Raw genomic sequence first — 26783 nt, forward strand, 5'->3', positions numbered from 1 at the left:
GATCAAACCGGCGGGCCCTTCGTGTCGTGCTGGGCGACTCAGTGGTCGCGGAGCGGCACCTCGTCGGTGTCGCGGAGGCGGTGGTCGTCGAACTGGTGACCGTCGACCGGGTGGTCGAGCCCGGACTGGAGCTCCGCCTCGTGCTCGGCGTGGTGGTGCGCCTCCTCGAGCTCGGCCCTGGTGGGCTTCTGCACGTTGTGCTGGTACATCCACGACGAGAGCCTCGCGCGCAGCTTCTCCGAGCGGGAGTTGGGCGCGGCCACGCCGGCGGCGTCGGTGTCGCCGTCGACCGAGTAGATCTCGTCGCGGTCGCGAGCCGTGAGCGTGTAGGCGCTCGTGCCGCTGATCGGCAGGTGCCGCTCGGCGTACTGGCCCTCGACCGAGCGGGTGATGATGCCCGTCTCGTAGCCGTGGAGCAGCTTCTCGTTGTCGTGGCGCTGCAGCGAGATGCACCAACGTCGGGTGATCCAGAACGCGATCACCGGGCCGATGAAGATCGCACCGCGCATGAAGTACGTGATCTGGTTGATGCTGGCGTGCAGCTTGATCGCGATGATGTCGTTGCCGCCGGCCGCCCAGGCGAGCCCGTAGAACGTCATCAGGGCCACCATGACCGCGGTGCGCGTCGGCGCGTTGCGCGGGCGCTGGAGCAGGTGGTGGTCGCGCTTGTCGCCGGTGATCCAGCCCTCCAGGAAGGGCAGGACGATCAGGACGGTGAGCATGAGCGGCGGCACGAGGAGGATCGGGATCAGCACGTTCCACGAGATCGTGTAGCCGAAGATCACCGACTCCATGTGGCTGGGCATGATGCGCAGCAGTCCGTCGGGCCAGCCCATGTACCAGTCGGGCTGCGAGCCCGCCGTCACCTTGGTCGGGTCGTAGGGACCGAACTTCCAGACCGGGTTGATCGACAGCAGGCCGCCCATGAGGGCGATGACGCCGAAGACCATGAAGAAGAAGCCACCGGCCTTCGCGGCGTAGACCGGGAGCATCGGGAAGCCGACGACGTTCTGCTCGGTGCGGCCGGGGCCGGGCCACTGCGTGTGCTTGTGGTAGACGAGCAGCAGCATGTGGGCGGCGATCAGGGCCAGCAGGATGCCCGGGATGAGCAGCACGTGGACGATGTAGAGCCGCGGGATGATCGACTCGCCCGGGAACTCACCGCCGAAGAGCAGGAACGACATGTACGTCCCGGCGACCGGCGTGGCCTTCAGGAAGCCGTCCGCGGCGCGGACGCCGGTGCCGGACAGCAGGTCGTCGGGGAGCGAGTAGCCGGTGAAGCCCTCGAGCGTGCCGAGGAGCAGCAGGATGCAGCCGATGACCCAGTTGAGCTCGCGCGGCTTGCGGTAGGCGCCGGTGAAGGCGACGCGCAGCAGGTGCACCATCATCGAGGCGATGAAGATCATCGCCGCCCAGTGGTGCATCTGGCGCATGAGCAGGCCGCCACGCACGTCGAAGGAGATGTGCAGCGTCGAGGCCATCGACTCCGACATGCCGATGCCCCGGAGCTGGTCGTAGGAGCCCTCGTAGGTCACGTGGCCCATGGACGGGTTGAACCAGAGCGTGAGGAAGACGCCGGTGAGGAGCAGCACGACGAAGCTCCACAGCGCAATCTCACCGAGCATGAACGACCAGTGGTCGGGGAAGACCTTGCGCAGGTTCTTCTTCATCGCCGTGGCCAGGCCCAGGCGGTCGTCGGCCCAGGAGGCCAGGGACCCGGCGGGGCCGGGCTTCGATGCGGTTGCGGCGTCCGTGCGGTTGCTCGTCGCGACCTTGCTGGTGTCGACGCTCACTGCTTCTCACGCTCCCAGTAGCTAGCCCCGATGGGCTCGGTGAAGTCGCTCTGAGCGACCAGGTATCCCTCTCCGTCGACCTTGATCGGCAGCTGTGGAAGGGGACGGGCAGCCGGACCGAAGACGACCTTCGCGGCGTCCGCGAGGTCGAAGGTCGACTGGTGGCACGGGCACAGCACGTGGTGCGTGGTGCGCTCGTAGAGGGAGATCGGGCACCCGACGTGGGTGCAGATCTTGGAGTAACAGATGATCCCGTCGACGGTCCACTTCTCCCGGCCCTTCGCCGGAGTGATGTCGTCGGGGTCCATCCGCACGATGATGATCGCGCCCTTGGCCTTCTCGGACTGCTCCTCCGCGCCCTCGAGCTCGGGGTAGCCGTTCTCCTCGGTCGGGAACATCGCCTCGGGTGCGGCGTTGATGAGGTCGCCGACCTCGACCTCGCTGGCGAGGATCGGGGTGCCGACCACGTCACGCACGAGCCGCATGTCCGGCTCCCAGATCGTGTGGGCGAGCTTGCTGATGTCGAGCGTGTCGCCCGGCGCCAGGTCGCGCAGCAGCACTACGGCCGGGAGGCCGAGGATGCCGACGGCACCGAGCATCGTGTTGCGCACAAGCGGGCGACGGCCGATGCCGGCCTCGTCGAGGCCGTCGTTGAGCGCCTGGATCGTGGCGTCGCGGTCCTCCTGGGGCGAGGCCGCCGGGTGGCGCATCTCGACCATCTCGTGGTCCGCCATCAGCTTGCGGGCCAGGTGGATGATGCCGATGCCGATGAGCAGGAGCGACATGCCGAGGGTGACGCCGAGCGACACCGTCGAGGCGCCCATGCCGGCGAAGGTGTCCCAGCTGTCGCCGACGGAGAAGGAGAAGTAGGCGACCACGAAGAGGACCGCGCTGACCATCGCCGCGATGAACAGCGCGGCGATCTGGCGCTCGGCGCGCTTCTCGGCCTTGGGGTCGACGTCGGTCGGGCGCCACTCGTGCGGCGGGAGGCCGGGGTCCGGGATCGGCTCGGACTCGCGGTGCGACGGGACGTGCGAGTCGTGCGTCGTCGCGGGCACGTGGTCGGAGGGGTGGTCTTCGTTGCTCACGCGTTCACCTTGCTCTTCTTGCTCCGGGTCGTGTGCGAGGCGATCCAGACGGCCGCACCGACGAGACCGCCGATCCCGACCAGCCACGCGAACATGCCCTCCGACACGGGGCCGAGGCCGCCGAGGGTGAAGCCGGCGTACTCGGGGGTGTCCTGGATGCTGTCGAGGTAGGCGATGACGTCGCGCTTCTCCTCGGGGGACAGGTTGCCGTTGCTGAAGTTGGGCATGTTCTGCGGCCCGGTCAGCAGGGCCTCGTAGATGTACTTGCCCTCGACGCCGTGCAGGGTCGGGGCGTAGCCGCCGCGCGGCATGGCGCCGCCGGCGCCGTTGAAGTTGTGGCACGCGGTGCAGTTGGTCAGGAAGATCTGGCCGCCGCGGGAGATGGCCTCCTGGCGCTCCTCCTCCGACAGGCCCTCGATCGAGTAGTCGGACTGGCTCGGGATCGCGGGCCCGGGGCCCAGCGAGGCGACGTAGGCCGCGAGGGCCGCGACCTCCTCGTCGTTGAAGGCGACCTTCTTGCGGGGCGCCTGCGCGCCCGGGCTCGCCATCGGCATGCGGCCGGTGCCGACCTGGAAGTCGACCGCCGCGGCACCGACGCCGACCAGCGACGGACCGATCTGGTAGCCGTCGCGGACCGTCGGGACGCCCTCGCCGTTCTTGCCGTGGCAGAACGCGCAGCTGGCGAGGAAGAGCTCCTTGCCCTGGGCGACCTGCTCGGTCTCGCTGGCCTGGCTGGTGGCCTGCGCAGGGGCGAAGACGGTGTAGAGGGAGCCGCTGATCAGCAGCCCGAGCAGCAGGACCGCGAGGCCAGCGAGTGGTCCCCGGCGATGCCGGGAGAGGCGTCCAGCGGTTCGGTTGAGCACGCGCACTGTGAGTCCTTGCCGGTTGCGGTTCGGTCGTTACTTGATGACGTAGATCGTGAAGAAGAGCCCGATCCAGACCACGTCGACGAAGTGCCAGTAGTAGGACACGACGATCGCGGTCACGGCCTGCTCGTGGGTGAAGCGTCGGGCGAGGTAGGTGCGGCCCAGCACGAAGAGGAAGGCGATGAGGCCGCCGGTCACGTGCAGGCCGTGGAAGCCGGTGGTCAGGTAGAACATCGAGCCGTAGGCCGAGCTCGGGATGGTGACGCCCTCGTGGATGAGCTCGGCGTACTCGAGCGCCTGGCCGCCGATGAAGATGGCGCCCATGACGTAGGTGAGGATGAACCACTCACGCAGGCCCCACTTGGCGAAGTTGAAGAGCGAGCCCGCACGCCCGACCTGGCCGCGCTCGGCGGCGAAGACGCCCCACTGGCAGGCGAACGACGAGGCCACGAGGATCGCGGTGTTGGCCGTCGAGAACGGCACGTTGAGCTTCTCCGTCTCCTGCGCCCAGAGGTCCGGGCTGACGGCGCGGATCGTGAAGTAGGCCGCGAACAGCGCGGCGAAGAACATCAGCTCGCTGGAGAGCCAGATGATCGTGCCCACGCTGACCATGCTCGGTCGGTCGTGGTGCCCGTGCAGCCGGGATGCCGGAATCGTCGCTGTTGCTGTCGCCACCCGATCATTATGGCTGTTGGATCCCAGTGAGGGCACCCCGACCCCCTGTGCAACCGGGTCATAAAGTTCACACCGTGGTACCCGCCCTCCTGACCCCCTACTCCGCCGACCTCGAGGTCCTCCCGCGCTTCACCGTCGGACGGGTCTTCAGCGACTGGGGGATCGACCCGATCCCGTTCGTGGTGACCGTCTGGGCGGTCGGTCTGTACGTCCTCGGCGTCGTCGTGCTGCACCGCCGGGGAGACCGCTGGCCGGTCGGTCGGACGCTCGCGTTCGTCGGCCTCGGCATGGGCTCCTTCTTCTTCGCGACCTCGTCCGGCCTGGGCCGCTACGACACCACCCTGCTGAGCGTGCACATGGTCCAGCACATGCTCCTGTCGATGGTCGTCCCGCTGGCGCTCGCCCTCGGCGCGCCCGTCACGCTGGCCCTGCGCACCCTCCCGCCCGCCCCGCGTCGGTGGCTGCTCGCCGTGCTGCACTCCCGGGTCGCGAAGGTGCTGGCGTTCCCGCCGCTCGCGTTCGCCCTCTACGTCGCCTCGCCGTGGGCGCTCTACTTCTCGTCCTGGTACGACGCCAGCCTCGCCTCGGCGTTCGTCCACGAGATGATGCACGTGCACCTGGTGCTCGTCGGGACGCTCTTCTTCTGGCCGCTCATGGGCGTGGACCCGGTGCCGGGGCGGGTGAGCCACCCGTTCCGGGTCCTGTTGACCCTGATGACCCTGCCCTTCCACGCCTTCCTCGGCGTCACGATCATGGGCCAGTCGACGATCATCGGCGAGGAGCACTACCGCGAGCTGCGCGAGGGCCCGATGGGCTCCTGGCTGCCCCCGATGCTGGAGGACCAGCACCTCGCCGGCGGCATCCTGTGGGCGTCCGGCGACCTGATCGGCGTCCTCTTCTTCGCCGTCCTCTTCACCCAGTGGGTGCGCTCGTCGATGAAGGAGGCCGCCCGCGAGGACCGGCGCCTCGACCTCGCCGAGCGCCGCGCGCCGACGCACTGACCGGGACGGTTACGATGCCGCCTGTGACTGATGCCCCCGCCGCCCGACCGGTCAAGGTCCTCGTCTACAGCGACGACGTCAACACGCGCCAGCAGGTGATCCTCGCCCTCGGCCGCCGTCCGCACCCGGACCTGCCCGAGTTCGAGTACGTCGAGGTCGCCACCGAGCCGGTGGTCCTCCAGAACATGGACTCCGGCACGATCTCGCTCGCGATCCTCGACGGCGAGGCCGTCCCCGCCGGCGGCATGGGCATCGCCAAGCAGCTCAAGGACGAGATCTACGAGTGCCCGCCCGTCGTCGTGCTCACCGGACGCCCGCAGGACGCCTGGCTGGCGACCTGGTCGCGTGCCGAGGCGGCGGTGCCGCACCCGATCGACCCGATCCAGCTCGCCGAGGCCGTCATCGGCCTGATGCGACCCTCGGTGCCCGCCACCTCCTGACCCACGACCTGACCCACGACCTGACACGACGGGCGTACGCCGATCGCCGGCCACTAGCCTGAGGCCATGTCCCACACCTGGCCCGACGTCCTCTCCACGCTGGTCGCTGGTCGCGACCTGACGACCGAGCAGGCGCGATGGGCCACGGACGAGGTCTTCGCCGGCGCGGCGAGCCCCGTGCAGCTCGCCGCCTTCCTGGTCGCGCTGCGCGCCAAGGGCGAGACGGTCGAGGAGGTCACCGGCTTCGCCTCGGCGATGCTGGCGGCGTCGAACCGGATCGAGGTCCCCGGACGCCTGCTCGACGTCGTCGGCACGGGCGGCGACCGCTCCATGTCGGTCAACATCTCGACGATGGCGGCGATCGTGGCCGCCGGTGCGGGTGCGCGCGTGGTCAAGCACGGCAACCGGTCCGCATCATCGAAGTCGGGCTCGGCCGACGTCCTCGAGGCCCTCGGCATCCGGCTCGACCTGGCCCCGGCGCGGGTCGCCGAGGTCGCGCAGGAGGCGGGCATCACCTTCTGCTTCTCCGCCGCCTTCCACCCGGCGATGCGCTTCGCCGCCCCGACCCGGGGCGAGCTGGGCATCGCCACCACGTTCAACATCCTCGGTCCGCTCACCAACCCGGCCCGCCCGCAGGCGCAGGCGATCGGCTGCGCCGACGTCCGGATGGCGCCGGTGATGGCCGGCGTGCTCGCCGGTCGCGGCGTCGACGCCTGGGTGTTCCGCGGCGACGACGGCCTCGACGAGCTCACCACCACGACCACGTCGACCGTGTGGCGGGTGCACGCGGGGGAGGTCGCCGAGCTCACCCTGGACCCGGCCCCGCTCGGGATCGCCCGAGCGACGACCGAGGACCTGCGCGGCGGCGACGCGGCGCACAACGCGGACGTCGTACGCCGGATGCTCGCCGGGGAACCCGGTCCGGTCCGCGACGCCGTGGTGCTCAACGCCGGTGCGGCGCTCGCGGTCCACGACTCTCCAGCGGACGACGTCCGGTCAGCCCTCGGGGCCGGGGTGGCCAAGGCCGCGGAGGCCATCGACTCCGGTGCTGCGCAGACGACCCTCGACCGGTGGGTGGCGGCGACGTCCGCCTGACCGGCGCCACGGTCTGCCACACTTCTGCCATGGCGTACGGCGGGCAACCCACCTCCGTGCTGTCGGCCGTGTCGTTCCTTTGCGCGGTGGGTGTGGTGCTGGGCTACGGACCGCTGCTCGCGGTCGTCGGCATGTTCTCCGCGGTCCTGGCGATGGCGCGCGGCGAGGACCTAGCGGGCCCGGCCGTCCTCGTCGCCCTCGTGGTGCTCGTGCTGTCGTTCGTGCTTCCGACAGGCATCGCACTGAACCGGTTGTGACTGCTCAGACGGGCGACTGCCCCTGGGGCAGCACAACGATGTCCTTCTTCGCCGGGGTCTTCACGACGACGTCGAGGCCGAATTCCTCGAAGTAGAGGGCATCCTCGCGTCCGGTGTCCCTGGCGGGAGCGATCTTCAGCACGCGATGCGGAGCGTCCACGCCGATCCACACCGTGACCAGTTCCTTGCCGTCCCGTCCGGTGATCGGTACGGCATCGGTGTCGCCCACCTCCACGACCTCGCCCATCTTCAGCGTGTCGTCAGTGTCCGTCTTGTCGAGGGTGAAGCTGCCGCGGTAGTTCTCGAGGTCACACAGCCCGAGGATCTTCTTGTCGTCCTTGCCGATCGACGACCAGTTGCCGGCGTACTTCCGAATCAGGCGGTCCGCCTGGGGCGACTGCACGCCGATGGTGGCTTGCCAGAAGTCCTCGTCCGCGCTGAACCACGCCCCGTCGGCCGTCTGGGTGACGCGGATCGACCCCTCGGCGGTGTCCAGGGTCCCGGTGCAGTTGGTGTCGTCGAGCTTGATGTCGATCCTCGTGAACCCGAAGCGCTTGTCCTCCATGCTGCCGAGGACCCGAATCGAGGTCAGGTCACGCATCTCGTCGAAGCCGGCCTCGGCGACCTTGCGCGGCCCCTGCTCGACGAACGCGTTGCTGCCGGGCACGAGGTCGCCAATTGCTCCGCACGCATTGAGCGAGGAGAGCGCGAGGATGGCGGTCCCGGCTGCCACAGCTCGCCGGGTCGGTGCGGTCTTCATCGGACTCCTGAGGTGTGTGTCGGACCAATTCGATCAGTCAGGAAGCCGGAATGTGCGAGAACGGCACATCTGTGGGGCAGCATCCACGACTCCCCCTCGGGCGTGAGCCGGGTCGGTCGTGTCATCCGCCAACCATTAGGGCGGCGTCACGACCTGGACGGACGCCGCGTTCGGTGCGCATGGCGCTCTTGCGCCACACGAACTCGCCGGGGGAGAAGTCGCGGTAGGGGCGTGACGTCGCCGAGGAGCACTGCGCCGACTGACTCCTCGCCTTGTGACGAGAAACGCGTCGTGGTGACCGACAGGTCGTCCCCGAGGTGAAGGCTGAGCCGAGGATGTCGAACGCCGTGCACCCGCGGCACGTGACGGAGGTTCTTTCCATGAGGAGGGTCTCTGTGGCCGATAGCTGTCGCGCCCAACCTCTACGGATGCCTTCTGGCGGCACTGGGACGTCCAGGGTCAGCGGGTCACGTGCTTCGGGGAGGGAACATGATCGCGAATCTCGAGTCCGACTGCTGAACGTCCCACCCCTCCACCTGTTCTAACACGTACCCGAGCGGTGAATCAGGGTCCAGCAGTGCGACGTCGACGTCCAGCTCGCGGAGCTCGGCCTCCCACCCCGCCATGAGGTTCCTGAGGTCGTAGTTACGTCTGATCTCAGGGTCAGTGAAAACATCACCGTATCCGTGCATAGCCCATGACAGGTCGGGATGGCGATAGACGAAGTAGGAACCGGAGTCCCAGTCATTCAGGACTTTCGTGTCCGCAGGCAGGGCATCGAGCTGCGCGTCGACCCACTGAGGAACCACGGGTCGGGACGGCTGGTCGTGCAGGTGCATGGCGATGGACATCGATGAGGCGAAGGCCAAAGCCAGCAGCGCGAGTCTCTCGTGACGCCGGACGGGTTCTGAAGCGGGGGCCAAGCGCCCGAGGGTGGCCGCGAGGATGGGGGTCAGCAGAAGGCTGCCGACGACGGTTGTTCGAAGCGAGTACAGGCTCCAGGCGATGGCCAGCGTCGTGATGGCTACCTCTGTCCACGGGACGGGTCTTCTCCGGAGCCCTGCCGCAACGACAACGATGATCATGACGGCAAGAACGGCAGTCGCGGGAGATGTGAAGTCTGGCGCGCCCCACTCGGCGAAGTACTCGCGGCGGCTGCCTGCGACGAAGAGCGTCGCGTACGCGTCGAGGCCGATCGGCGTCAGCCCGGAGACGACGAACGACGCTGCCACAACGCCTCCCATGCGAAGTCGAGAGCTGAGCGGGACGTTCCGTTCGATTGCCACGGCCGCAAACGCCGCCACCGACACGGATAGTCCGACCGGCCACAACCCATGACACATGGGCCACGCCCATGCGATGGGTATCAACCAGTAGCGCGGCCGCCCGTCGCGAGCCATACGCAGCCAGGCGGCGGCAGTTGCCATCAAGAAGACGTAGCTCAGGACCTGAGGACGCGCGGAGAAGCCGGGTGAGGCGGCGAACATTCCCAGCGTCACTGCAATGGCGGCCGGTAGCGGGGCCGCCACATCTCGACACACGACGTACGTGCCGAGGACGAGCAGGATCAGGACCACCCCCGTCGCCCACACGACTGCGACGGGTCCGCCCCGGTCTGCCCCCCACGCCATCGCAACCTGGCTGAGCCATTGGGTTGGCACCCAGTCGGCCGAGTCAAGCCGGCCCAGGTGGCCGGGGTGCCGGATGCTCCACCCATTGAGGAACTCCTCGCCGAGACGCAGGTGAAACCACATGTCTCCGGTGGCCGGGGGCACGCGCTGCTCCAAGCCAAAGCCGAGCATCAGCCCTGCGACGCCGAGGAAGGGTGCCACGCGTCGGACGAAGGTGGTCATCATTTCGGCACGTCGAGGCGCCACGCATCGCCTGACCGTCGAAACCCGAGTTTCTCGTAGTAGGCGCCGACCATGCCTGGACTGGTGACGACCTTCCCGATCCCGCGCTCGGCAAGCAGACCGCTCCTGCGCCAGACGAACTCACCTGGGGAGAGGTCGCGGTAGCGGGGCGTGACGTAGTCGAGGAGCACGTGCGCGGTGTCACCCTCTTCGCGTAGAAGGACCACGCCGACCGTCTCGTCGCCCTTCTGCACCAGGAAGGCGTCGTGAGTATCTGCGGGGTCGTACACGAAGTGGGGGTTGAACTTGAGTATGTCTGCAGCGTGGACTCGCAGGACGTGACGGAGGTACTCGTCGGCGTGCGAGACCTCGAGGACCTGGTACGCCGTCTCGTCGTGCCTGTGGCGAAGCATCTGCGCGATGAACCAGACATTGATCGCGACGAGGACGGTGTTCATCCCGACCATGGGCCACACCTCGAGCATCGTGTTGAACACAATGAGAATGACGCACGCGACGGCGTTCAGAATGCGAAGACGGAGGAGGCTCGTCTGCAGGAGCGAGTAGACCAAGAGCGCACTGCCGCCCCATCCGAGCACGTCGAGCCAGTGGTGCGCGAGCCAGTTCACGGCGTGGAGACTATCCCCGATAGCGGATGGATGGTCGGAGTTGCCAGGCCGTGTGGCGCTACCGTGGGCCCATGATCACCGCCATCGTGTTCGTGAAGGCCGACGTCGCGCGCATCCCCGAGGTGGCGGAGGCCATCGCCTCGCTCGAGGGAGTGAGCGAGGTCTACTCGGTGACCGGGCAGATCGACCTCATCGCACTGGTGCGGGTGCGCGAGCACGAGGACGTCGCCACCGTCGTCGCCGACCGGCTCAACAAGGTCGACGGCGTCACCGAGACGGAGACCCACATCGCCTTCCGCACCTACTCCCAGCACGACCTCGAGTCGGCCTTCAGCATCGGTCTCGACTGAGTCGTCTCGCCGGGCACTCCTAGCGCACCGGGCGGTGCACCGGCGACGGCAGCCGCTGCTCGTCGAAGGGAACCAGCGAGAGCCTCGACTGGTGGGCGGCGTCGTAGATCGCGAGGTGGCGTGCTGCTCCGCCCAACGGACAGGTCCACTCGCCGTCGACGTCGACCAGCCGCACGCCGGGTGACTCGAGCCACCGCAGGATCTTCTCCGACTCCTCGGCAGTGGCGGCGGGGACCGGGCCGGGTGCTCCTGCGACGGTCTCCGCGCTCGCGCTGAGCTCGCGCACGTATTGATGAGCGTCGCTGCCCGGCGGAATCACCCCGGCGGCGGCGAGCCTGCCGTGGCGTACGACGTGCACGGCCCACCGGCCGTCGTCCTCGCGCCGGGCCGCCACGATCTCGCCGCAGCGGGTGAGCGCCGAGAGCCGCTGGGTGCGGGCGGCGGCGCGGACGAACGTCGCCAGTCGGTCGCGGTGCACGCCGGCCTCCTCGAACCGCTCACGATCGGCAAGGGCGGTCATCCGCTCGTTGATGGCGTCGACCACCTGGTGCGGGCTGCGGAGCAGGGTGTCGCGCAGCTGGCGGACGACGGCGCCGTAGGTCGACTCGTCGGTCGAGCCGTCGCAGGGGGAGAGGCAGCGCCCCATCTCGGCGAGCACGCACGCCGATCGCGAGGGGACCACCGGCAGCCGGCCGCTGCACTGACGGACGGGGAACGTCTCGTGCAGCGCCGCGAGGCACTTCTCCGCCGTCTTCTTCGACGAGAACGGGCCGAGGTAGTCGGCGTCGTCGTCGAGGACCTTTCGCACCAGGGAGAGCCTCGGCCACGCCTCGCGGGTGAGCTTGAGGAAGTGGACCTTCTCGGGGAACCGCGAGCGGCGGTTGTAGCGCGGCTTGTGCTCCGCGATCAGTCGTAGCTCGCGCACCTCGGCCTCGAGCGGTGTCGCGCACTCGATGCCGGTGACCGAGGTGGCGATGCCGACCATCTCGCCCATCCGGCTGCGGGTCTCGGACGCGGTGAAGTAGGTGCGGACCCGGGTGCGGAGGTCGCGCGAGGTGCCGATGTAGAGGACGCGGGAGCGGTCGTCGCGGAAGAGGTAGACGCCGGGGGCGTGGGGGAGACCCTCCGCGAGGTGGCGCTTGCGCCGCTGCGCCGTGCTCACCCGGGAGGAGAAGGTCTGGAGCTCCTCGAGCGTGTGGACACCGAGACCGCCGAGTCGCTCCATCAGGCCGTGGAGCACGTCGACGGTCGCCTGCGCGTCGGACAGCGCCCGGTGGTTGGGCGTGGTCGCTGCCTCGAAGACCTTGGCCAGGGTCGACAGCTTGCAGTTGGGCGCGTCGTCCCGGGTGATCACCCGGCGGGCGAGCTTGGCGGTGTCGAGCACCTCGAACCTCGGCCACGGCCGACCCTGCTCACGCGCGAAGTGCTGGAGGAAGCCGACGTCGAACGGCGCGTTGTGGGCCACGAGCACGCAACCGGCAGCGAACTCGAGGAACGCCGGCAGCGCCGACTCGATCGGCGGTGCGTCGTGGACCATCGAGTTGGTGATGCCGGTGAGGACCGCGATGAAGGCGGGGATCTCCGTGTGCGGGTTGACGAGGGTCTGGAACTCGCCGAGCACCTCGCCGCCGCGGACCTTCACCGCGCCGATCTCGGTGATCATCGACCCGCCCTGCGCCGAGCCGCCGGTCGTCTCGAGGTCGACCACGCAGAACGTCAGGTCGCGCAGCGGCCGACCCAGCTCGTCGAAGCTGCGCTGCGCCTCCCACCGGGAGGTCTCCCGGGCCGGTCGGTGGGCAGTCGTGCTCATGTGCGACGACGCTAGACGTGGGATCCGACAATGGTGGGAGGGCACGCGCACTACGCTGGCCCGCGCCTGCCTGACCGACGGCAGGTCGAAGCCGACACGACCCAGAGGAGCCCTCGTGACAGACCCGACCGCCGCCCCCCGCGTTCCCGGCGACGGCGAGCGGTGGCGGTGTGCCGGATGCGGCAACCTCACCCGCTTCGACGTGACCCGCACACGACGTACGACGGACTACTGGCACGTCGACCTCGCGGGCGTACCGCGCGTCGAGGAGGAGACGGTGCTCGCCGAGTCGGTGGAGTCCGTCTCGTGCCGGTGGTGCGGGCGGTCCGACGCGATCGAGGTCGTCGACCGCGCGGACGCCGATCTCGCCACCGACCCGGCCGCCGGGTGACGGACTGCTCGTGACAGACGCGGCTGCCGTCCCCGAGCGCCTCCGCCTGCGGGTGGTCGCCCTCGTGTCGGCGGTCCTGCCCTCGGTCGCCCCGGTGCCGGCACCGCTGCGCAAGGTCGCCGCGTTCGCGCCGGCGAGGCGGGCCCGGCTCGGTGGCACCCTGATCTGGGACGCCCTCGCCGACGACGTGTTCCGCGGACACGCTGCCGTCCAGGTCGCGGCGATCCCGGCCACCGACGACCCGTTGGACGACGCCGCGCGTGCGTGGTTGTCGCGTGAGGACGGCTGGGAGGCCAGGGTCGACGCGGTCGCGGAGACGCTGGCGACCGACGACGCCCGCGGCGAGGAGGGGCGCGCCGAGCTCGCCCGGTTGTCCGCCCAGGTCGCGGCCGTGCAGGCCGAGCTGGCCGCGGTCCGCGCCGACCACCGCCAGGAGCTCGACCGCGCGGCGGCCGACCACAAGGTGCTGCGCCAGCGGCTCGGCGAGGCGCGCAGCTCGCTCCGTACGGCCGAGGCCGAGCGGGACGCGGCCCTGACGGCCCGGGACCAGGCGGTGACCGCCGCCGAGACCGCGACGCGCACCGCCGAGGCAGACGTACGGCGCCTGCGTGCCCAGCTCGACGAGGCGGAGGCCGGGCTCGCCGCCCAGCGTCGCGACACGCGGTCCGACCGTGACGCCGCCACCGTCCGTGCGCGGCTCCTGCTCGACGCCGTCGTCGACGCAGCGACCGGTCTGCGCCGCGAGCTCGGGCTCCCCGCGGTCGACGGTGCACCGGGCGATGCCGTCGAGGCGGGGCTCGCCGGGGCCGCGGCGCCGTTGACTAGTGCCCCGGCCACCCAGGCGACGCTCGACCAGCTCCTCGCGCTCCCGCACGCGCGCCTGATCGTGGACGGCTACAACGTCACGAAGGCTGCGTGGCCGACCGCCAGCCTCGAGGCGCAGCGCAGCCGGCTGGTGGCGGCCCTCGGGCCCGTGGTGGCCCGGTCGGGCGCCGAGACCACGGTGGTCTTCGACGCCGCCGAGTCGACCGCCCGGACGGTCATGCCTGCTCCGCGCGGTGTGCGCGTGGTGTTCAGCCCGGCGGGCGTGATCGCCGACGACGTGATCCGCCAGCTCGTGGCGGCGGAGCCGGGCGGCCGGGTCGTGGTCGTGGTGACCACGGACCACGCGCTCGCGTCGGACCTCAGGTCGTCCGGCTGCAAGGTGCTACCGGCGCACGTCCTTGTGAGCCTGCTGAGCAGGTAGCGCTGAGGGCGGGTTCTTGCGGCCGTCGTCCATCAGCCGAGGAAGGGCGGCAAGGATGGTGAACGCCGCGATGCCCGAGACCGGCGTCGCCCAGATCATTGCCACTGGAAGCCCCCAACGCTTGTTCGTCACAGCCGTCGCGACCAGCAGCACGAGAGCCAGCGGGAGCCGGATGATCAGAGGGGGGAAGATGGGCGCGCCGACCCGGGTGCTGCTCGACCCCGCTCGATCGGTCAGGAAAGCGAGCCACTGCGTCCACAGCTCCGGCGAGAGCGCGAACGACACTGCTACGACGACGGCGGTGCACACCACGGACACGGCGAGGTTGCGCCACTCTCGCCGTACTGCAAACCAGATCGGTCCCAGTGCGGGAGTCACCTTGGTCAGCACGACGAAAGCCCAGACGGATGGATGCCGGAGCCCCAACGCCGCAGCTATCGCCAGCAACCAGAAGATGTTCCCGCTGGCGATCTCTGGACTGCACAACATGAGCATCGGCAGGATCCAGCGACGGCCCATGGGAGCAAAGAGGTAGGCGAGCCCCGCGACGGTCGCCAGCGCCCACAGCACCCCGAACACCGGCCACGGGAGCTGCGCCAGTGGCCACACCATCTGAGCGAAGGCCGGGCTGTACAGGTAGGCGTCAAGTGTCCCGGGCGCGCGGTCGTACATGGACTCACCGGCCCACGCCGCCCAGTAGGCGTGCGAGTCGACTCCGAGCGGGAGGACATCGAGCGTGCGCCACGTCATCCACACCATCGACAGACCCAGCATGTACGTGATGGGTAGCGGCAGAGCCTTGCGCAGGTCGATGTCGTGCATTGCTGGAATGTAGGTGGGGCACACCCATTTGTCCCGCGATTCGGAGAGTTGCACCATACGGCTGCGTACCCGCGTTGTCGGTGGGTTCTGTCACCGTCGGGGCATGACGACACGGATCGACTGCGACACCTGCGTGGTGCGCGGGCTGCACTGCCACGACTGCGTGATCACGGTGCTGCTCGGACCACCCCCGGAGCTCACCATCGACGACGACGAGCTGGCCGCGCTCGACGTGCTGGCCAGCGGCGGTCTGGTCCCGCCCCTGCGGCTCGTGGAGCCGGTGTCGGGCCCGGTGGTCGAATCCGCTTGAGGGTGACGTCAGAGCGCCGGGAGGAACACCGATTGGCACCTCGGTGGATCTCGACGATCGACCGAGCGGAACGACGCGACCTTCCTGAGGGCCACCGGCATCCTCTCGCCGTCACTGCCGTCCAGGGTCTCTTCGCCGTGGCTTCCCTGCACGACCACCGAGACCTCGGGGTGTCGTGCGAGGTAGTCGAGGAGGTTGCGGCGCGGGAGCAGGTAACCCTCGGTTCGGTAGACGTCGAGGTCCTCGTCCTCGGTCTCGACCACCTGGACCAGGTCGTCCTGCACCTTTCTCAGGTGGGCTGTCCGCTTCACGACGAGGTGGTTCGTCGCGCCGGCCACCGTGACCAGGTTGGCGTACATGGTGAAGCCCACCGATGTCTTGAGCTCGAGATAGGGCGTCAGGCCGTTCGAAACGACCGCTGCCACGAGCACCCAGGCGGACACGCTGCGAAGGCGCATCGGCTGCGGAGCAGCACCCCAGCCGTCCTGAGCGGTGCGCACGATCAGCCAGATCGCGACAGGCACCCACAGGGCAAATCCGACGAGCCGTTCGACGACCACGACCGTCGGTGCGGAAGGGAGCAGGGAGGCAGTCACCACCATCGCCGCCAGCACCACCATGACGGAGCGTGCCAACGACGGACGCGCAGCACGTTCCTCGAAGCCCGCGGTGGTGGATTCCGGCAGGAACAGGCACAGCAGCACGAACAGCGCTGCCGTGAAGTCGTAGAAGTGCTGCCCGAGATCCATCGAGATGACCGTGTGGAAGGCGAGGGCGAGGAGCACTCCGGCGCGGCGCGTTCGGCCGAACGCCAGGAGTACCGGGACCGACAGCTCCGTGACCATCGGACCGATGATCGTCAGTGTGCCGACGAGGGAGTCACCGTCGAACGTCGGGACGCCGAACGACGAGAGCGACTGATTGGCGTAGAACACCCCGCACGACACCGCGGGATCCAGGAAGCCGGTGTTGAGCTTGGCGAACGCCGCGAAGCTGTAGAAGCCGAGAAGCAACCACCGTCCCGTGACCGACAACCACGCCCAGGAGTCGGACGTGGCCAGCGCGATCAGCACCGCCACCGCGACGAACCCCACGAGCAGCCAATGATTCCCTGTGACCGGTAGCTCGAGCCACAGCGACACGAGGGTCAGAGCGGCAGCAATACCGAGAGCGCTTCGGTGGGGGCGCACCAGCAGGAGAAGTCCGAGGACGCCGAGCACGGCCGAGACCACCACCAGGAGCAGCGAGCCCCCGAGCTCGTCGCTGCGCCAGCCGGCGGGATTGCCGACCAGGTGAGCGACGACGGCCAGCCCGTACATGCGTGCGAACCAGCGCATCGGAGCGACCACCGACGCACCGTACAACCGCTTCTCGCGACGGCGCAGAGCTTCGCGTCGAGACACGCGTCCAGAAGTTCGGCCGAAGATTGGCGGGGCTCGGGGATGCGGTCTACTCTGTGGGCTGGCTTCCGTGGAAGTGGGTCACCAGGCCCGCGCGGAGGTCGCGCCGAGTCGTCGTTCGCCCCCTGCATGACTGTGGACGACGAGCCGGGGAACCAACCTTCCCCCTGGGGTGAATCCCCTGCAAGGCGCATCGCGCGAGCGGTGCGTGGAGCAGGAGTAGGCAACGTCGTGCCGAACCCGTCAGCTCACCTGGTAGGCGTACGACACCCCCAAGGAGTTCCCCCGCTCGTGGCTCACAACCGCAAGCGTGTCGGCGCGACCGCTCTTGGTCTTGCAGCAATCGCCGCCATCGCATTCGTGCCTGCTACCCCCGCACAGGCCGACCCGTCCATCAAGGACGTCAAGGCTCGCGTCGAACGCCTCTACCACGAGGCCGAGGCCGCTCAGGAGCGTCTGCACGACGCCCGCATCGACCTCGCCGACCTGCGACAGGACCTCGCCGGCCTCAAGGCCGACCAGGCCCGCCAGGACCAGCGCCTCGACGAGGTGCGCGACCAGGTGTCCGACGCCGTCGTGCGCCAGCTCGAGGGCGAGGGCATCTCGACCGTCGGCCAGGTCGTCGTGTCCGACGACCCCGGCGCCTTCCTCGACACACTCTCGACGATGTCGTCGTTCAACGACCTCCAGTCGTCGATGCTCGCCGACTACGACACGCAGCTCGAGGCGCTCGAGATCCGGCGCGAGGCGACCGACTCCCGCACTCAGGAGATCGCCGCGCTCACCGAGCAGCTCAGCGCCGAGAGCGAGACGGTCGACGACAAGCTGGCCGAGGCCAAGAGCCTGCTCTCCGACCTCGAGGCCGAGGAGCGCGAGCGCGTGCTCGCCTCCCGCAGCGGTGTCACCCGCATGCCGTCCTCCGTGCCGGCCTCGGGCCGCGCGGCGGCTGCCGTCTCCTACGCGATGGCCCAGGTCGGCGACGCCTACGTCTACGGCGCGATGGGTGAGAACGCCTTCGACTGCAGCGGCCTCACCATGCGCGCCTGGGCCCAGGCCGGCGTGTCCCTGCCGCACTCCTCGAGCGCCCAATACGGCTCCGGCCCGCACATCGCCGCGAGCGACCTCCAGCCCGGTGATCTGGTGTTCTACTACAGCCCGATCAGCCACGTCGGCATGTACATCGGCAACGGCATGATCGTCCACGCCGCCAACCCCGGCACCGGCGTCACCGTCTCGGGCCTCTACTCGATGCCCTACGTCGGCGCGGTCCGCCCTGGCTGACCAGCAGACCTCGAAGGCCGGTCGCCCGCGTCTGTGGGCGGCCGGCCTTTCTCTGTTCGTGGTGCTCGCGCTGGCGGTGGTGCTCGTCGTCGTGCAGCGCGGTGCACGCCACGAGGTCGACCGGAGGCCGGTGGAGGTCGCCCGGGCCAGCCCGGCCGAGGCGTCGGCAGCGCTGGCCGCGTTCGTCGGGGGAGTGGAGGCGCGGGACGCCACGGCCCTGGCCGACCTCGCGCCCGGGGGCGACGTGGAGGCCGAGGAGCTGCTGCGAGGCATCGCGACGACGGCGGAGGCGGTGGACCTCGCCGACGTGTCGGCGCGTTACGTCGACCAGGCGGGCCCGGTGGCGAGCGACGGGTCGTGGTCGGCCGTGGCCGAGGTCGGCTGGCGGGTGGCCGGTGACACGACGCCGTCGCAGGCTGACGTGGTGGTCCAGCTCGCGACCGACGCCGAAGGCGTCGCGATCACGGGATTCGGTGGGCCGGGCGGCGAGCGGGTGCCGCTGTGGCTCCGGGGACGGCTGTCCGTGGCGCGCGCGCCGGGCGTGCTGGTGATGGCGGACGGATCGCAGGCGGAGGCCGAGGTGGTCGCCGATCGGGTGACGCGGGGGATCGCTGTCGTACGTCGCGTCCTGCCCGGCTGGCGCGAGTCGGTGGTCGTCGAGGTCCCGGCGAGTGCAGCGGACCTCGACGAGACCCTGGGAGCGACGGAGGGGACCTACGCCGGGATCGCGGCCGTCACCGCAACGGCCGGGAGCTCGACCGGCGCTGACGTGCCGGTCCACGTGTTCGTGAACCCCGAGGTGACGGCCGGGCTGCGGCGCGCCGGTGCGCAGGTGGTGATGAGCCACGAGCTGGTGCACGTCGCCACCGACGCCGCCCGCGGCGGCATCGAGCCCTGGCTGGTGGAGGGCTTCGCCGACTACGTCGCGCTGCGCGACACCGGTCTGCCGGACCGGACGACGCTCGGGCGGGCAATCTCCGCCGCCCGTGAGGACGGCGTACCCGCTGAGCTGCCGAGCGCGGTGGACTTCGACACGCGTGCCGATGGGCTCCAGGCACGCTACGAGGAGGCGTGGCTGGCCTGCCGGATCATTGCCGAGCGGCTGGGGGAGCGGGACCTTGTGTCGGTGTACGACGCGGCGCGAGCCGGTACGCCGGTGGCGACCGCGCTGGCACGAGCTGGCCTCCCGCTGCGAGATCTGTTGTGGAGCTGGCGGGCACGTCTGCGGAAGCTTGCCCAGTGAGCACGTGCGGGTCTTCCCACACGTGGAAGCGGCCGGGTGGTCCGACCGCTTCCAAGAGGTGGTACGTGCTATGAGATGGTCAGCCCCACCGCTGGACTACACGTCGCAGATAGTCCGGCTCAAGTGACGACACCGGACGGCTTGCCCGTCGAGCTCAGTTGAGAGTGCTGGCGCTGGTGAACTGGGTGTTGAGGTTGGTCCCGAGGGTCGTGACGGCCGCGATGATGACGAGGGCGATCAGAGCGACCATCAGGCCGTACTCGACCGCGGTCGCCCCGCGCTCATCTCGCGAGGCCTTGATCATGTGGATCAGCTTGAGAGGCATGAGCTGGAAGTTCTCGGTCATGAGGATCTTCTCCTGGTGATGTCTGTGGTGGGGGCGTTGACAGCAGATGGAACCGGAAAGGACGTGCCAAGTCCGTTACACGGGACGCTGGTCGAGTGACTTTCCGTCGGTCGTTCGCCACCCGGCGATCGGCCCGTCCCCTTCGATAAACGAAATGGGCCGGCGTCATCCTTGGATGACGCCGGCCCACGCTCGGTTGGAGCGTCAGTTGACCGCGCCGCCGACGCTGGTGAACTTGGTGTTCAGGTTGGTGCCGAGGGTGGTGACGGCCGCGATGATCACGACCGCGATCAGGGCCACCATCAGGCCGTACTCCACGGCGGTCGCGCCGCGCTCGTCGCGCTTGGCCTTGATGTCGTTGACGAGCATGATGGTCATGAACTGCAGCTTCTCGAGCATTGGATTTCCCCTTGTAGTCTCTGTGAGTGAGTCTTCGTTTCCGAGCCCACGAGGACCCGTCGATGAGAACTCTGCCAACTTTGGGAAGCGCCCGAATCGGGTGATCGGCTCCGGATCGATAGTCCCTTGTGACTATCTCGGTCCCACCCGTCCAGCGTCACTGGACGCCATCTGGCCCATGCAGCACTCGGCCGGTCAGTGCAGTCCACCGGGGAGGGAAGCAGGGGCCCCCGGCCAGCGTGCGAACGGGGCAGAACGCACGTCAGAAGCGCTGCGGAGAGGCATGGTCGAGCATTCCTAGGCGCATGGCAGTGACGAGCGCCTGCGCACGGTTGGCGGCACCGAGTTTCTGGTAGATGTGCGTGATATGGGTCTTGGCGGTCGACTCGCTCATGTAGAGCGTCGATGCGATCTCGCCCGTTCCCAGGCCGTCCGCGAGCAGTACGAGGACCTCGGCCTCACGACCGGAGAGCTTGGGCGGAGCAGGGGACGTCGCGCGCCTCATCACCGCCTGGCTCAGACCGGCACACAGAAAAGTGCGCGGAGCCACCGCGGCGTGCTTGGCAGCGCTCACGACCTCTGAGGCCCGCGTGTCCTTGCCGACGAACGCCGAGGCGCCGGCCTCCATGGCGGCGAAGATGTGGTCGTCGCCGGCGTGCATGGTGAGCACCACGACACCGGTGGTGTCGTTGGTCGCCCGGATGGTGCGTACGACGTCGAGGCCGTGGCCGTCGGGCAGCTGAAGGTCGGTGACGACGACATCGGGCTGCAGGGCCTGCCACGCAGAGACGCCTTCCTCGAGGCTGCCGGCTTGGCCCACGACGGTCATCTCCTCGTCGCGCTCGAACGCCCGGGCCAGTCCTTGGCGGATCAGCTCGTGGTCGTCAACCAGTAGCACGGTGGTGCCCATGGGCAGTCTCTCCTTCGTGGGGTGCGGTCGTCGGTGACCGCAGGCTGACGACGGTTCCGCCGTCAGGTCGGGTGGTGATGTCGAGGTCGGCGCCGACCGTGCGGGCGCGCTCGCGCATGGTCTGGAGCCCCCAGTGGTGCTCGCGCGGCTCGGCGTTGCCGATGCCGTCGTCGCGGACCTCGAGGTTGAGGCGCTTGCCGTCGGAGTCGAGCACCACCCACATGTTGTCGGCGCGCGAGTGCTTGCGGACGTTGCCGATGGCCTCCTGCGCGACGCGCAGCACCTCGGTGGCCGTCCGTGAGGGGAGCGGGGGACCAGACTCCGCGAGGGAGAGATGCACCCTCAGACCGGTTGCGTCACCGACTTCGCGGGCGTAGTCGGCCAACGAGCTGGCCAGCCGGCCGTCGGAGACCTCTTGGCGAAGGTCGAAGATGGAGAAACGTATCTCGGAGACGAGCCTGGTGATCTCGGCGCGGAGCGACGAGGCCAGGACGCGGGTCTGCTCGTGATCGCTGATGGACTCGATCTCGTCCACGATGTAGCCGAGGCCGACGATCTCTTGTGCCACGCCGTCGTGCATCTCGCGCGCGATGCGATTGCGTTCCTCGGAGGTGGCGAGCATGCGCACCTCGTCGAACAGGACGGCTGTGTCGAGTCGCACGGCGAACTCGTCGGCGACGTTGCGTGCGCTCTCCTCGAGCTCGGGGGTCCATCGAGGCACACCGACGACCACGCAGTAGCCCAGCACCTGCTGCACGCCGCGGAGCGGGATGACAGCGGCACCGGGCGTACGGTCGGACGCAGGGATCTCGATCTCCCGCGCCATCCGGTCGACGTCCTCTCCGCCGTTGAGCGGGCGGAGCGTGTTGTCGGGCTCGGCCACGAAGATGGTGGAGCGCGCACCGCCTGTGGCCTGGCGCATCGCTGTGTCGAGGTCCATCGCAAGCGAGGTGCTGTTGAGTCCCACGTTGCCGGCGCTCGCAAGATGGTGGATGCGAGCCATGAGCTGGTGGGCCGCCGCGTAGGGCGCCTGACGCGCCGCCTCGTCGCGGGTCGACCGGGACTGCCAGCTCGCCAGCAGGCCGACACCGAGACCTATCGCAAGCCAAGGCAACGCTTCGCCCATCCGCGAGAGAGCGTCGTCCTCCGGGTCGACAGCGATCGATGCGGCAGCTGTCAGGCCCGATACGAGCGTGACATTGAGCGTCGTTACGACGCCGTGGCGCACGCCGGCCGCGATCGGGGCGACCGCGAGGTAGGCGCTGAGCTCCGAGGTCGTCCTGGTGGCCACCAGCAGCATCGCCACGGCCACCGCCTCCCCGACGGCGTACCAGTGGGTGGGTCGGTTGCGCGTCATCCACTCGAGCAATGAGGCGACGACCGCGACGATGGAGAGGACGACCAGCATCGGCACGGTCTCGACCCCGTCGCCCCGACTCAGCACAGCTCCGGTGGCGAGCGACAGCGCGAAGACGCGGACGGCAACCGTCGTCCGCCACGACTGCAGCGCTGGTCTCGAAATACCCGCGTCGTGTGTGAGCGTCGTCGTCGCGCGACCCATCAGCCGTTGGAGAACGTCTGGGAGATGTTGATGCCGGCAGGGCCGAGAATGACGATGAACAGACACGGCAGGATGAACATCACCAAGGGGATCATGATGCGCACCGGCACCTGCTGTGCCTTCTCCTCGGCCCGCTGTCGGCGCTTGGTCCGCATTTCCTGGCTCTGGATCCGCAGGACTCGGGCAATCGGGATGCCCAGGCTGTCGGCCTGCACCATCGCGCTGCAGAAGGACTTGAGGTCGGGCAGGGAGGTGCGTTCGGCCATGGCCCGCATGGCGTCGACCCGCCCTACTCCCAGCTGCATCTCCTGGAGCAGTCGAGCGAACTCCTGGTTCAGCGGGCCATCGCCATTGCGAGCCACACGGCTGACTGCCGCGTCGAAGCCCAGCCCTGCCTCCACCGAGATCGTGAGCAGGTCCATGGCGTCCGGGAGCGAGTTGCGCATGAGTTTTTCGCGCTTCTGCCCTGCGTTGTACAGAAGGATGTTGGGGAGCACGTAGCCGAAGCCGCCGATCAGGGCGGTGGCAACCACCAGCTTGAGGAGGGGCCAGTTCTGACCGAGCAGATAGAAGAATCCGAGGACAGTGAACAGCCCGGCTCCCAGCACCTTGAGGCCCAGAATCCGGTTGACGTCCCACGCCGGCGGGTTGCCGGCGATGTTCAGCCGGAACTGGATCTTGCGCGCGGTGTCTGCACGGACCAGCTTTCGACCGAGGCCCACCATGCTTTCCCCCATGGGGGCGATCACGCGTTCGGCGAACGGTCGCTCGATCTCGCTCTTGAGCTCCGCGGGGGCGGAATCGAGTGCCTGGATGGCTGCCACGGAGCGGGCGACGCCCCGCCGCTCCGACGTCATCACCCCGATGACGGACAGCGCCATGACCATTGACAGGCACACCAGCCCAGCGCCGACGAGCATCATCATCTCGGTCATCTCACACCTCGACCTTGGAGAGCTTCGCCATCGCGAAGGATCCGAGTGCCAGCAGGAAGCCGGCCAATCCCAGCAGCAGGAACCCCGGAAGCGTTGTGTACAGGACTCGAATGTAGTCCGGGTTGGCGAAGAGCATGTACAGCCCGATGGTCGGTGGGAGCCCGGACAGGATGTATCCCGACAACCGGCCCTCCGCGCTGAGTGCCTTCACCTGGCGGCGGAGGTACTCACGCTCGCGGAGAGTGTCCGAGACGGTGTGGAGGATCTCGGCGAGGTTGCCGCCGACCTCACGCTGGATCCGGATTGCCATGACGATCCAGGCGAAGTCCTCGCTGTCCATGCGCCCACCGACGCTCTCGAGCGCGTCGGTGATGTCTACTCCCAAGCGCTGCTCGATGAGGGCTCGTCTTAGCTCACCCGCCATGGGCTCGTTGCCCTCGCGGACCACGCTGTCGATCGCCTGTGGGAGGGACAGTCCTGCCTGGAGCCCGCCCGCCATCAGCCCCAGCGTCTCTGCCAGCTGGCCGTTGAACTTGTTGAGCCGCCGTGAGTGGCGGAACTTGAGGTAGAGCCACGGGGCAATGATGCCGACGACCAGGCCGAGCCCGGCCATGGCGGCTCCCTTCATCACGAATCCGAGGGCAGCCAGGCCGACGGCGACGCCGGCGTGGAGCAGCAACCACTCGGCGGCAGTCAGTGCCGATCCGGCACCTGCCAGGCGTCGCGAGATGCGAGACTCGAGGTCGGCGGAGACCACCTTGTCCGTCAGCGCGACCGCCGATCCTCTGAGGTCCGCACCGCTGGCCGACTTGGCCGAGCCCTTGGCGGGTTTGTCGCCGAAGTAGGCGTCGAGGCGTCGGTCCGCGGACGACGTCTTCGGTCCCCCGAGAGTGACGGCGAGGATGCCTGCCAGGCCCAGGGCAAGCGCGAGGGCGCCACCCAGCATGCCGGGTGTGCCGACGAGTGACCTGCCGGACTCCACGATGTCGGGGCCGGTCGCAGCGACGCCGATCGAGACGAATGCGGAGTCCGTGAACGATGCGCCCCCGGCGTCGACGGTCACGCCGAGGTTGACCTCGGCAGCTGCGTCCTCCGGACGATCGAACGTCACGAGCAGCTGCTGCGACAGCGCGTCCGCCTGCGCGGAGAAGACGGCGTCGAGGGCACCTTCTTCCGCCGGAATGACCTGCCCGCCCGTGGTGTCCGCCAGCTCAGCCATCGTGGCTGCGTTCTTGGGGTTGGCGAGCGAGACAACGTCCACGACCACGCCCCCGTCGGTGGCGTCGGTGGTCACGACGTCGAGGGTCGTCGCGCTGCTGGTGTCGCCTCCGTCGGAGAGCACCAGCAGGGAACGCGAGCCCTCCGCGCCGACAAGGTCGAGGCCCTCAGCGATGCCGTCGTACACCGACGTGCCCTTGCTGAGCTCGATGCCTTCGAGGGCCGCGCGCACCGCGTCGTGATCGGTGGTGGGGTCGATGATCTCGCCGATCTCGCCGGCGAAGGCCACCAGCCCGATCCGTACGTCAGCGGGAGCCGCCTCGAGGAACGTGTCGACGGCTGACTTTGCAGCCGTGAACTTGTCGCCCTGCAACATGCTGTTGCTGGCGTCGAGGACCAGGACCGTGGTGCGCTGCACGTCGCCGGCGGAGATGACCTTTGCACTCGACTCCACGGCGCGGCCGTCCACCTCGACGCTGACGGTGGACGGATCGACCCGCTCACCGCTGGGGATGCCGTCCACAGCGAGCACCAGCGAGACGACACCGTCCGCGGACTCGAGGTGATCGATGTTGATCTCGTCCTCGGCGTAGCCCGGGCCCGCACCGGCGAGGACAATCAGGCCCGACCCGAGGATCGCAGCGACCATGCGCCGGCCTCGCACGCGCTGAAAGAGATTCATCGCAGCGTTCCGCCGGTCGCGAAGATCGCGGGGTCGACATGCACGCCGTGGTCAGCGAGGCGGTCGAGGAAGCGGGGTCGCAGGCCCATCGACTGCAAGCCCCCCTTGAACTTTCCGTCCTCGCCGATACCCGCGGCGTAGTCGAACATGAACACGTCCTGGGTGGTGATGATGTCGCCTTCCATGCCCACGATCTCTGTGATGGCGGTGATACGACGTGTGCCGTCCTTGAGGCGGGTCTGCTGGATGATCAGGTCGACCGCGCTCGCGACCTGCTCACGGATCGCGCGCACCGGTAGGTCCATGCCGGCCATCAGGACCATCGTCTCGAGTCGGGCCAGGGCGTCACGAGGCGTGTTGGCGTGGAGTGTGGAGATCGAGCCGTCGTGGCCGGTGTTCATCGCCTGCAGCATGTCGAGTGCGGCTGCGTCCCGGATCTCACCTACGACCACACGGTCGGGGCGCATGCGCAGGGAGTTCTTCACGAGGTCGCGGATGCTCACGGCACCCTTGCCCTCGATGTTGGGCGGTCGCGACTCCAGGCGCAGGACGTGGTCCTGTCCGAGCCTGAGCTCCGCCGCGTCCTCGATGGTGACGATGCGTTCGTCATCGGGGATGAATGCGGACAGCACGTTCAGCGTCGTGGTCTTCCCTGAACCCGTACCCCCGGACACGAGAATGTTGAGACGACCCCTGACGCAACCCTCCAGCAGCCTGGCTGAGGCTGCGGTGAGCGTTCCGAAGTTGATCAGGTCGTCGACGGTGTAGGGGTCCTCGGAGAACTTGCGGATGGTCAGCTTGGAGCCGTCCAGGGCAAGGGGAGGGATGATGGCGTTGACACGGCTGCCGTCCGGGAGGCGAGCGTCGACCATCGGGCTGGTCTCGTCGACGCGGCGTCCGATCTTGCTGACGATCTTGTCGATCGTGCGGCGCAGGTGCGCCTCGTCGGTGAAGGCGGTCGGCACCTTCACCAGCTTGCCGCTGCGCTCGACGTAGATCGAGTCGAAGGCATTGACCATCACCTCGGACAGGTTGGAGTCGCGGAGCAGCGGCTCGATCGGTCCGTAGCCGAGGATGTCGTCAGCGATCTCCTGCGAGATGCGCGTGCGGTCCGCGGACGACATCGGGATGTCGGTGTCGGCGATGGCGGTCTGCAGAGCGAGCCGCACCTGCTGTTCCAGCTCCGACTGCGTCATGTGGGCGTCGTACAACTTCGGCCCCAACGCCTCGACCAGGCGCTGGTGCACGATGCGCTTGAGGTCCTGGAACGGGTCGGCCTTCGAGCTGGCCTTCTTGGCCGCGACGTTAGAGACACTGCCCTGCACTGCGGGAGCGTTCGTCGTCCCGGCCGGGGCGGGCGCACCCGCGTCGGGCTCGGTCGTTCGGCCACGTGCGGCGGCCAGGCGGTCGGTGAGACTCACG

The 26783-nt window shown here is 68.8% G+C and carries 27 protein-coding genes and 1 riboswitch; of the genes, 10 read left to right on the plus strand and 17 right to left on the minus strand.

Going from position 1 to position 26783, the window contains the following annotated elements; genetic code table 11:
* Positions 1 to 38: 38 nt before the first annotated feature.
* Genes qcrB through ctaE form a run of 4 tightly spaced genes read right to left on the minus strand, consistent with a single transcriptional unit; the run spans position 39 to position 4458 of the window.
* The gene (gene qcrB, locus JI751_RS07480) at positions 39 to 1793 is read right to left on the minus strand and encodes a cytochrome bc1 complex cytochrome b subunit (RefSeq protein WP_372440555.1); all 1755 of its coding nucleotides are present in this window, start codon (positions 1791 to 1793) and stop codon (positions 39 to 41) included.
* On the minus strand, positions 1790 to 2881 hold the full coding sequence (qcrA, locus tag JI751_RS07485; RefSeq protein WP_201935202.1) for a cytochrome bc1 complex Rieske iron-sulfur subunit: 1092 nt from the start codon (positions 2879 to 2881) through the stop codon (positions 1790 to 1792). Before qcrA ends, qcrB begins: the two co-directional genes overlap by 4 nt.
* A complete protein-coding gene (qcrC, locus tag JI751_RS07490) occupies positions 2878 to 3750 on the minus strand; it encodes a cytochrome bc1 complex diheme cytochrome c subunit (protein WP_201935203.1) in 873 nt (290 codons plus the stop codon). The genes qcrA and qcrC overlap by 4 nt, the downstream gene beginning before the upstream one ends.
* 30 nt (positions 3751 to 3780) lie before the next feature.
* Entirely contained in the window at positions 3781 to 4458 is a 678-nt protein-coding gene (ctaE, locus tag JI751_RS07495) for an aa3-type cytochrome oxidase subunit III (RefSeq protein ID WP_443678516.1), read from the minus strand.
* A gap of 38 nt (positions 4459 to 4496) precedes the next feature.
* Between ctaE and JI751_RS07500 the strand changes: the two genes are divergently transcribed.
* The 4 genes from JI751_RS07500 (at position 4497) to JI751_RS07515 (ending at position 7215) form a co-directional block, all read left to right on the plus strand.
* Complete coding sequence (locus JI751_RS07500) at positions 4497 to 5423, plus strand: cytochrome c oxidase assembly protein (protein ID WP_307813973.1); 927 nt, start codon at positions 4497 to 4499, stop codon at positions 5421 to 5423.
* A gap of 23 nt (positions 5424 to 5446) precedes the next feature.
* Positions 5447 to 5863: an Rv3143 family two-component system response regulator gene (locus tag JI751_RS07505; protein ID WP_443678517.1), complete on the plus strand. Its 417-nt coding sequence runs from the start codon at positions 5447 to 5449 to the stop codon at positions 5861 to 5863.
* A 66-nt stretch (positions 5864 to 5929) separates the two neighbouring features.
* Complete coding sequence (gene trpD, locus JI751_RS07510; protein ID WP_201935208.1) at positions 5930 to 6958, plus strand: anthranilate phosphoribosyltransferase; 1029 nt, start codon at positions 5930 to 5932, stop codon at positions 6956 to 6958.
* A 29-nt stretch (positions 6959 to 6987) separates the two neighbouring features.
* On the plus strand, positions 6988 to 7215 hold the full coding sequence (locus JI751_RS07515; protein WP_201935210.1) for a hypothetical protein: 228 nt from the start codon (positions 6988 to 6990) through the stop codon (positions 7213 to 7215).
* A 4-nt stretch (positions 7216 to 7219) separates the two neighbouring features.
* Here the strand turns inward: JI751_RS07515 and JI751_RS07520 are convergent, their stop codons facing one another.
* The 3 genes from JI751_RS07520 to JI751_RS07530 form a co-directional block, all read right to left on the minus strand.
* Complete coding sequence (locus tag JI751_RS07520; protein ID WP_201935212.1) at positions 7220 to 7975, minus strand: hypothetical protein; 756 nt, start codon at positions 7973 to 7975, stop codon at positions 7220 to 7222.
* A gap of 467 nt (positions 7976 to 8442) precedes the next feature.
* On the minus strand, positions 8443 to 9828 hold the full coding sequence (locus JI751_RS07525; protein ID WP_201935213.1) for a hypothetical protein: 1386 nt from the start codon (positions 9826 to 9828) through the stop codon (positions 8443 to 8445).
* Positions 9828 to 10457, minus strand: a complete 630-nt coding sequence (locus tag JI751_RS07530; protein WP_201935214.1) for a hypothetical protein — start codon at positions 10455 to 10457, stop codon at positions 9828 to 9830. Before JI751_RS07530 ends, JI751_RS07525 begins: the two co-directional genes overlap by 1 nt.
* A gap of 71 nt (positions 10458 to 10528) precedes the next feature.
* Here JI751_RS07530 and JI751_RS07535 point away from each other — a divergent pair, with 71 nt between their 5' ends.
* Positions 10529 to 10807 carry an Lrp/AsnC family transcriptional regulator gene (locus JI751_RS07535; protein ID WP_201935215.1) on the plus strand — a complete coding sequence of 93 codons (279 nt, stop codon included), beginning with the start codon at positions 10529 to 10531 and terminating at the stop codon, positions 10805 to 10807.
* A gap of 19 nt (positions 10808 to 10826) precedes the next feature.
* On the opposite strand, the gene JI751_RS07540 is transcribed toward JI751_RS07535, so the two are convergent.
* The gene (locus JI751_RS07540; protein WP_201935216.1) at positions 10827 to 12617 is read right to left on the minus strand and encodes a DEDD exonuclease domain-containing protein; all 1791 of its coding nucleotides are present in this window, start codon (positions 12615 to 12617) and stop codon (positions 10827 to 10829) included.
* A gap of 115 nt (positions 12618 to 12732) precedes the next feature.
* Here JI751_RS07540 and JI751_RS07545 point away from each other — a divergent pair, with 115 nt between their 5' ends.
* Positions 12733 to 13008 carry a hypothetical protein gene (locus tag JI751_RS07545; RefSeq protein ID WP_201935217.1) on the plus strand — a complete coding sequence of 92 codons (276 nt, stop codon included), beginning with the start codon at positions 12733 to 12735 and terminating at the stop codon, positions 13006 to 13008.
* 10 nt (positions 13009 to 13018) lie between these two features.
* Positions 13019 to 14254: an NYN domain-containing protein gene (locus tag JI751_RS21755; protein WP_201935218.1), complete on the plus strand. Its 1236-nt coding sequence runs from the start codon at positions 13019 to 13021 to the stop codon at positions 14252 to 14254.
* Here the strand turns inward: JI751_RS21755 and JI751_RS07555 are convergent.
* Entirely contained in the window at positions 14216 to 15076 is an 861-nt protein-coding gene (locus JI751_RS07555) for a glycosyltransferase 87 family protein (RefSeq protein ID WP_201935220.1), read from the minus strand. The two genes, JI751_RS21755 and JI751_RS07555, sit on opposite strands and share 39 nt — an antisense overlap.
* Positions 15077 to 15179: 103 nt before the next feature.
* On the opposite strand from JI751_RS07555, the gene JI751_RS07560 reads away from it, so the two are divergent.
* Positions 15180 to 15386 (plus strand): hypothetical protein, encoded by a 207-nt coding sequence (locus JI751_RS07560; RefSeq protein ID WP_201935222.1) that lies wholly within the window; start codon positions 15180 to 15182, stop codon positions 15384 to 15386.
* Positions 15387 to 15394: 8 nt separating this feature from the next.
* On the opposite strand, the gene JI751_RS07565 is transcribed toward JI751_RS07560, so the two are convergent.
* Complete coding sequence (locus JI751_RS07565) at positions 15395 to 16735, minus strand: hypothetical protein (protein ID WP_201935224.1); 1341 nt, start codon at positions 16733 to 16735, stop codon at positions 15395 to 15397.
* Positions 16736 to 16890: 155 nt separating this feature from the next.
* A riboswitch (cyclic di-AMP (ydaO/yuaA leader) is annotated at positions 16891 to 17049 on the plus strand.
* A 97-nt stretch (positions 17050 to 17146) separates the two neighbouring features.
* Here JI751_RS07565 and JI751_RS07570 point away from each other — a divergent pair.
* Both JI751_RS07570 and JI751_RS07575 read left to right on the plus strand, forming a co-directional pair.
* Positions 17147 to 18067 carry a C40 family peptidase gene (locus JI751_RS07570; protein ID WP_307813977.1) on the plus strand — a complete coding sequence of 307 codons (921 nt, stop codon included), beginning with the start codon at positions 17147 to 17149 and terminating at the stop codon, positions 18065 to 18067.
* 58 nt (positions 18068 to 18125) lie between these two features.
* Positions 18126 to 19310, plus strand: a complete 1185-nt coding sequence (locus JI751_RS07575) for a hypothetical protein (RefSeq protein WP_201935228.1) — start codon at positions 18126 to 18128, stop codon at positions 19308 to 19310.
* 154 nt (positions 19311 to 19464) lie between these two features.
* Here JI751_RS07575 and JI751_RS07580 read toward each other — a convergent pair whose 3' ends face one another.
* From JI751_RS07580 to JI751_RS07610, 7 genes are all read right to left on the minus strand, one after another.
* The gene (locus tag JI751_RS07580) at positions 19465 to 19656 is read right to left on the minus strand and encodes a Flp family type IVb pilin (protein ID WP_201935230.1); all 192 of its coding nucleotides are present in this window, start codon (positions 19654 to 19656) and stop codon (positions 19465 to 19467) included.
* A 204-nt stretch (positions 19657 to 19860) separates the two neighbouring features.
* The gene (locus tag JI751_RS07585; protein ID WP_201935232.1) at positions 19861 to 20055 is read right to left on the minus strand and encodes a Flp family type IVb pilin; all 195 of its coding nucleotides are present in this window, start codon (positions 20053 to 20055) and stop codon (positions 19861 to 19863) included.
* A gap of 262 nt (positions 20056 to 20317) precedes the next feature.
* Entirely contained in the window at positions 20318 to 20965 is a 648-nt protein-coding gene (locus JI751_RS07590) for a response regulator transcription factor (protein WP_201935233.1), read from the minus strand.
* On the minus strand, positions 20940 to 22373 hold the full coding sequence (locus JI751_RS07595) for a sensor histidine kinase (protein WP_236665945.1): 1434 nt from the start codon (positions 22371 to 22373) through the stop codon (positions 20940 to 20942). The genes JI751_RS07590 and JI751_RS07595 overlap by 26 nt, the downstream gene beginning before the upstream one ends.
* A gap of 152 nt (positions 22374 to 22525) precedes the next feature.
* Complete coding sequence (locus tag JI751_RS07600) at positions 22526 to 23461, minus strand: type II secretion system F family protein (protein WP_201935235.1); 936 nt, start codon at positions 23459 to 23461, stop codon at positions 22526 to 22528.
* A gap of 1 nt (position 23462) precedes the next feature.
* Complete coding sequence (locus JI751_RS07605) at positions 23463 to 25328, minus strand: type II secretion system F family protein (RefSeq protein ID WP_201935236.1); 1866 nt, start codon at positions 25326 to 25328, stop codon at positions 23463 to 23465.
* A 29-nt stretch (positions 25329 to 25357) separates the two neighbouring features.
* A complete protein-coding gene (locus tag JI751_RS07610; RefSeq protein ID WP_307813979.1) occupies positions 25358 to 26782 on the minus strand; it encodes a TadA family conjugal transfer-associated ATPase in 1425 nt (474 codons plus the stop codon).
* Between the last annotated feature and the right edge of the window lies 1 nt (position 26783).

Origin of the sequence: Nocardioides baculatus, from assembly GCF_016735675.1 — a bacterium.
GTDB classification, from domain to species: domain Bacteria; phylum Actinomycetota; class Actinomycetes; order Propionibacteriales; family Nocardioidaceae; genus Nocardioides; species Nocardioides baculatus.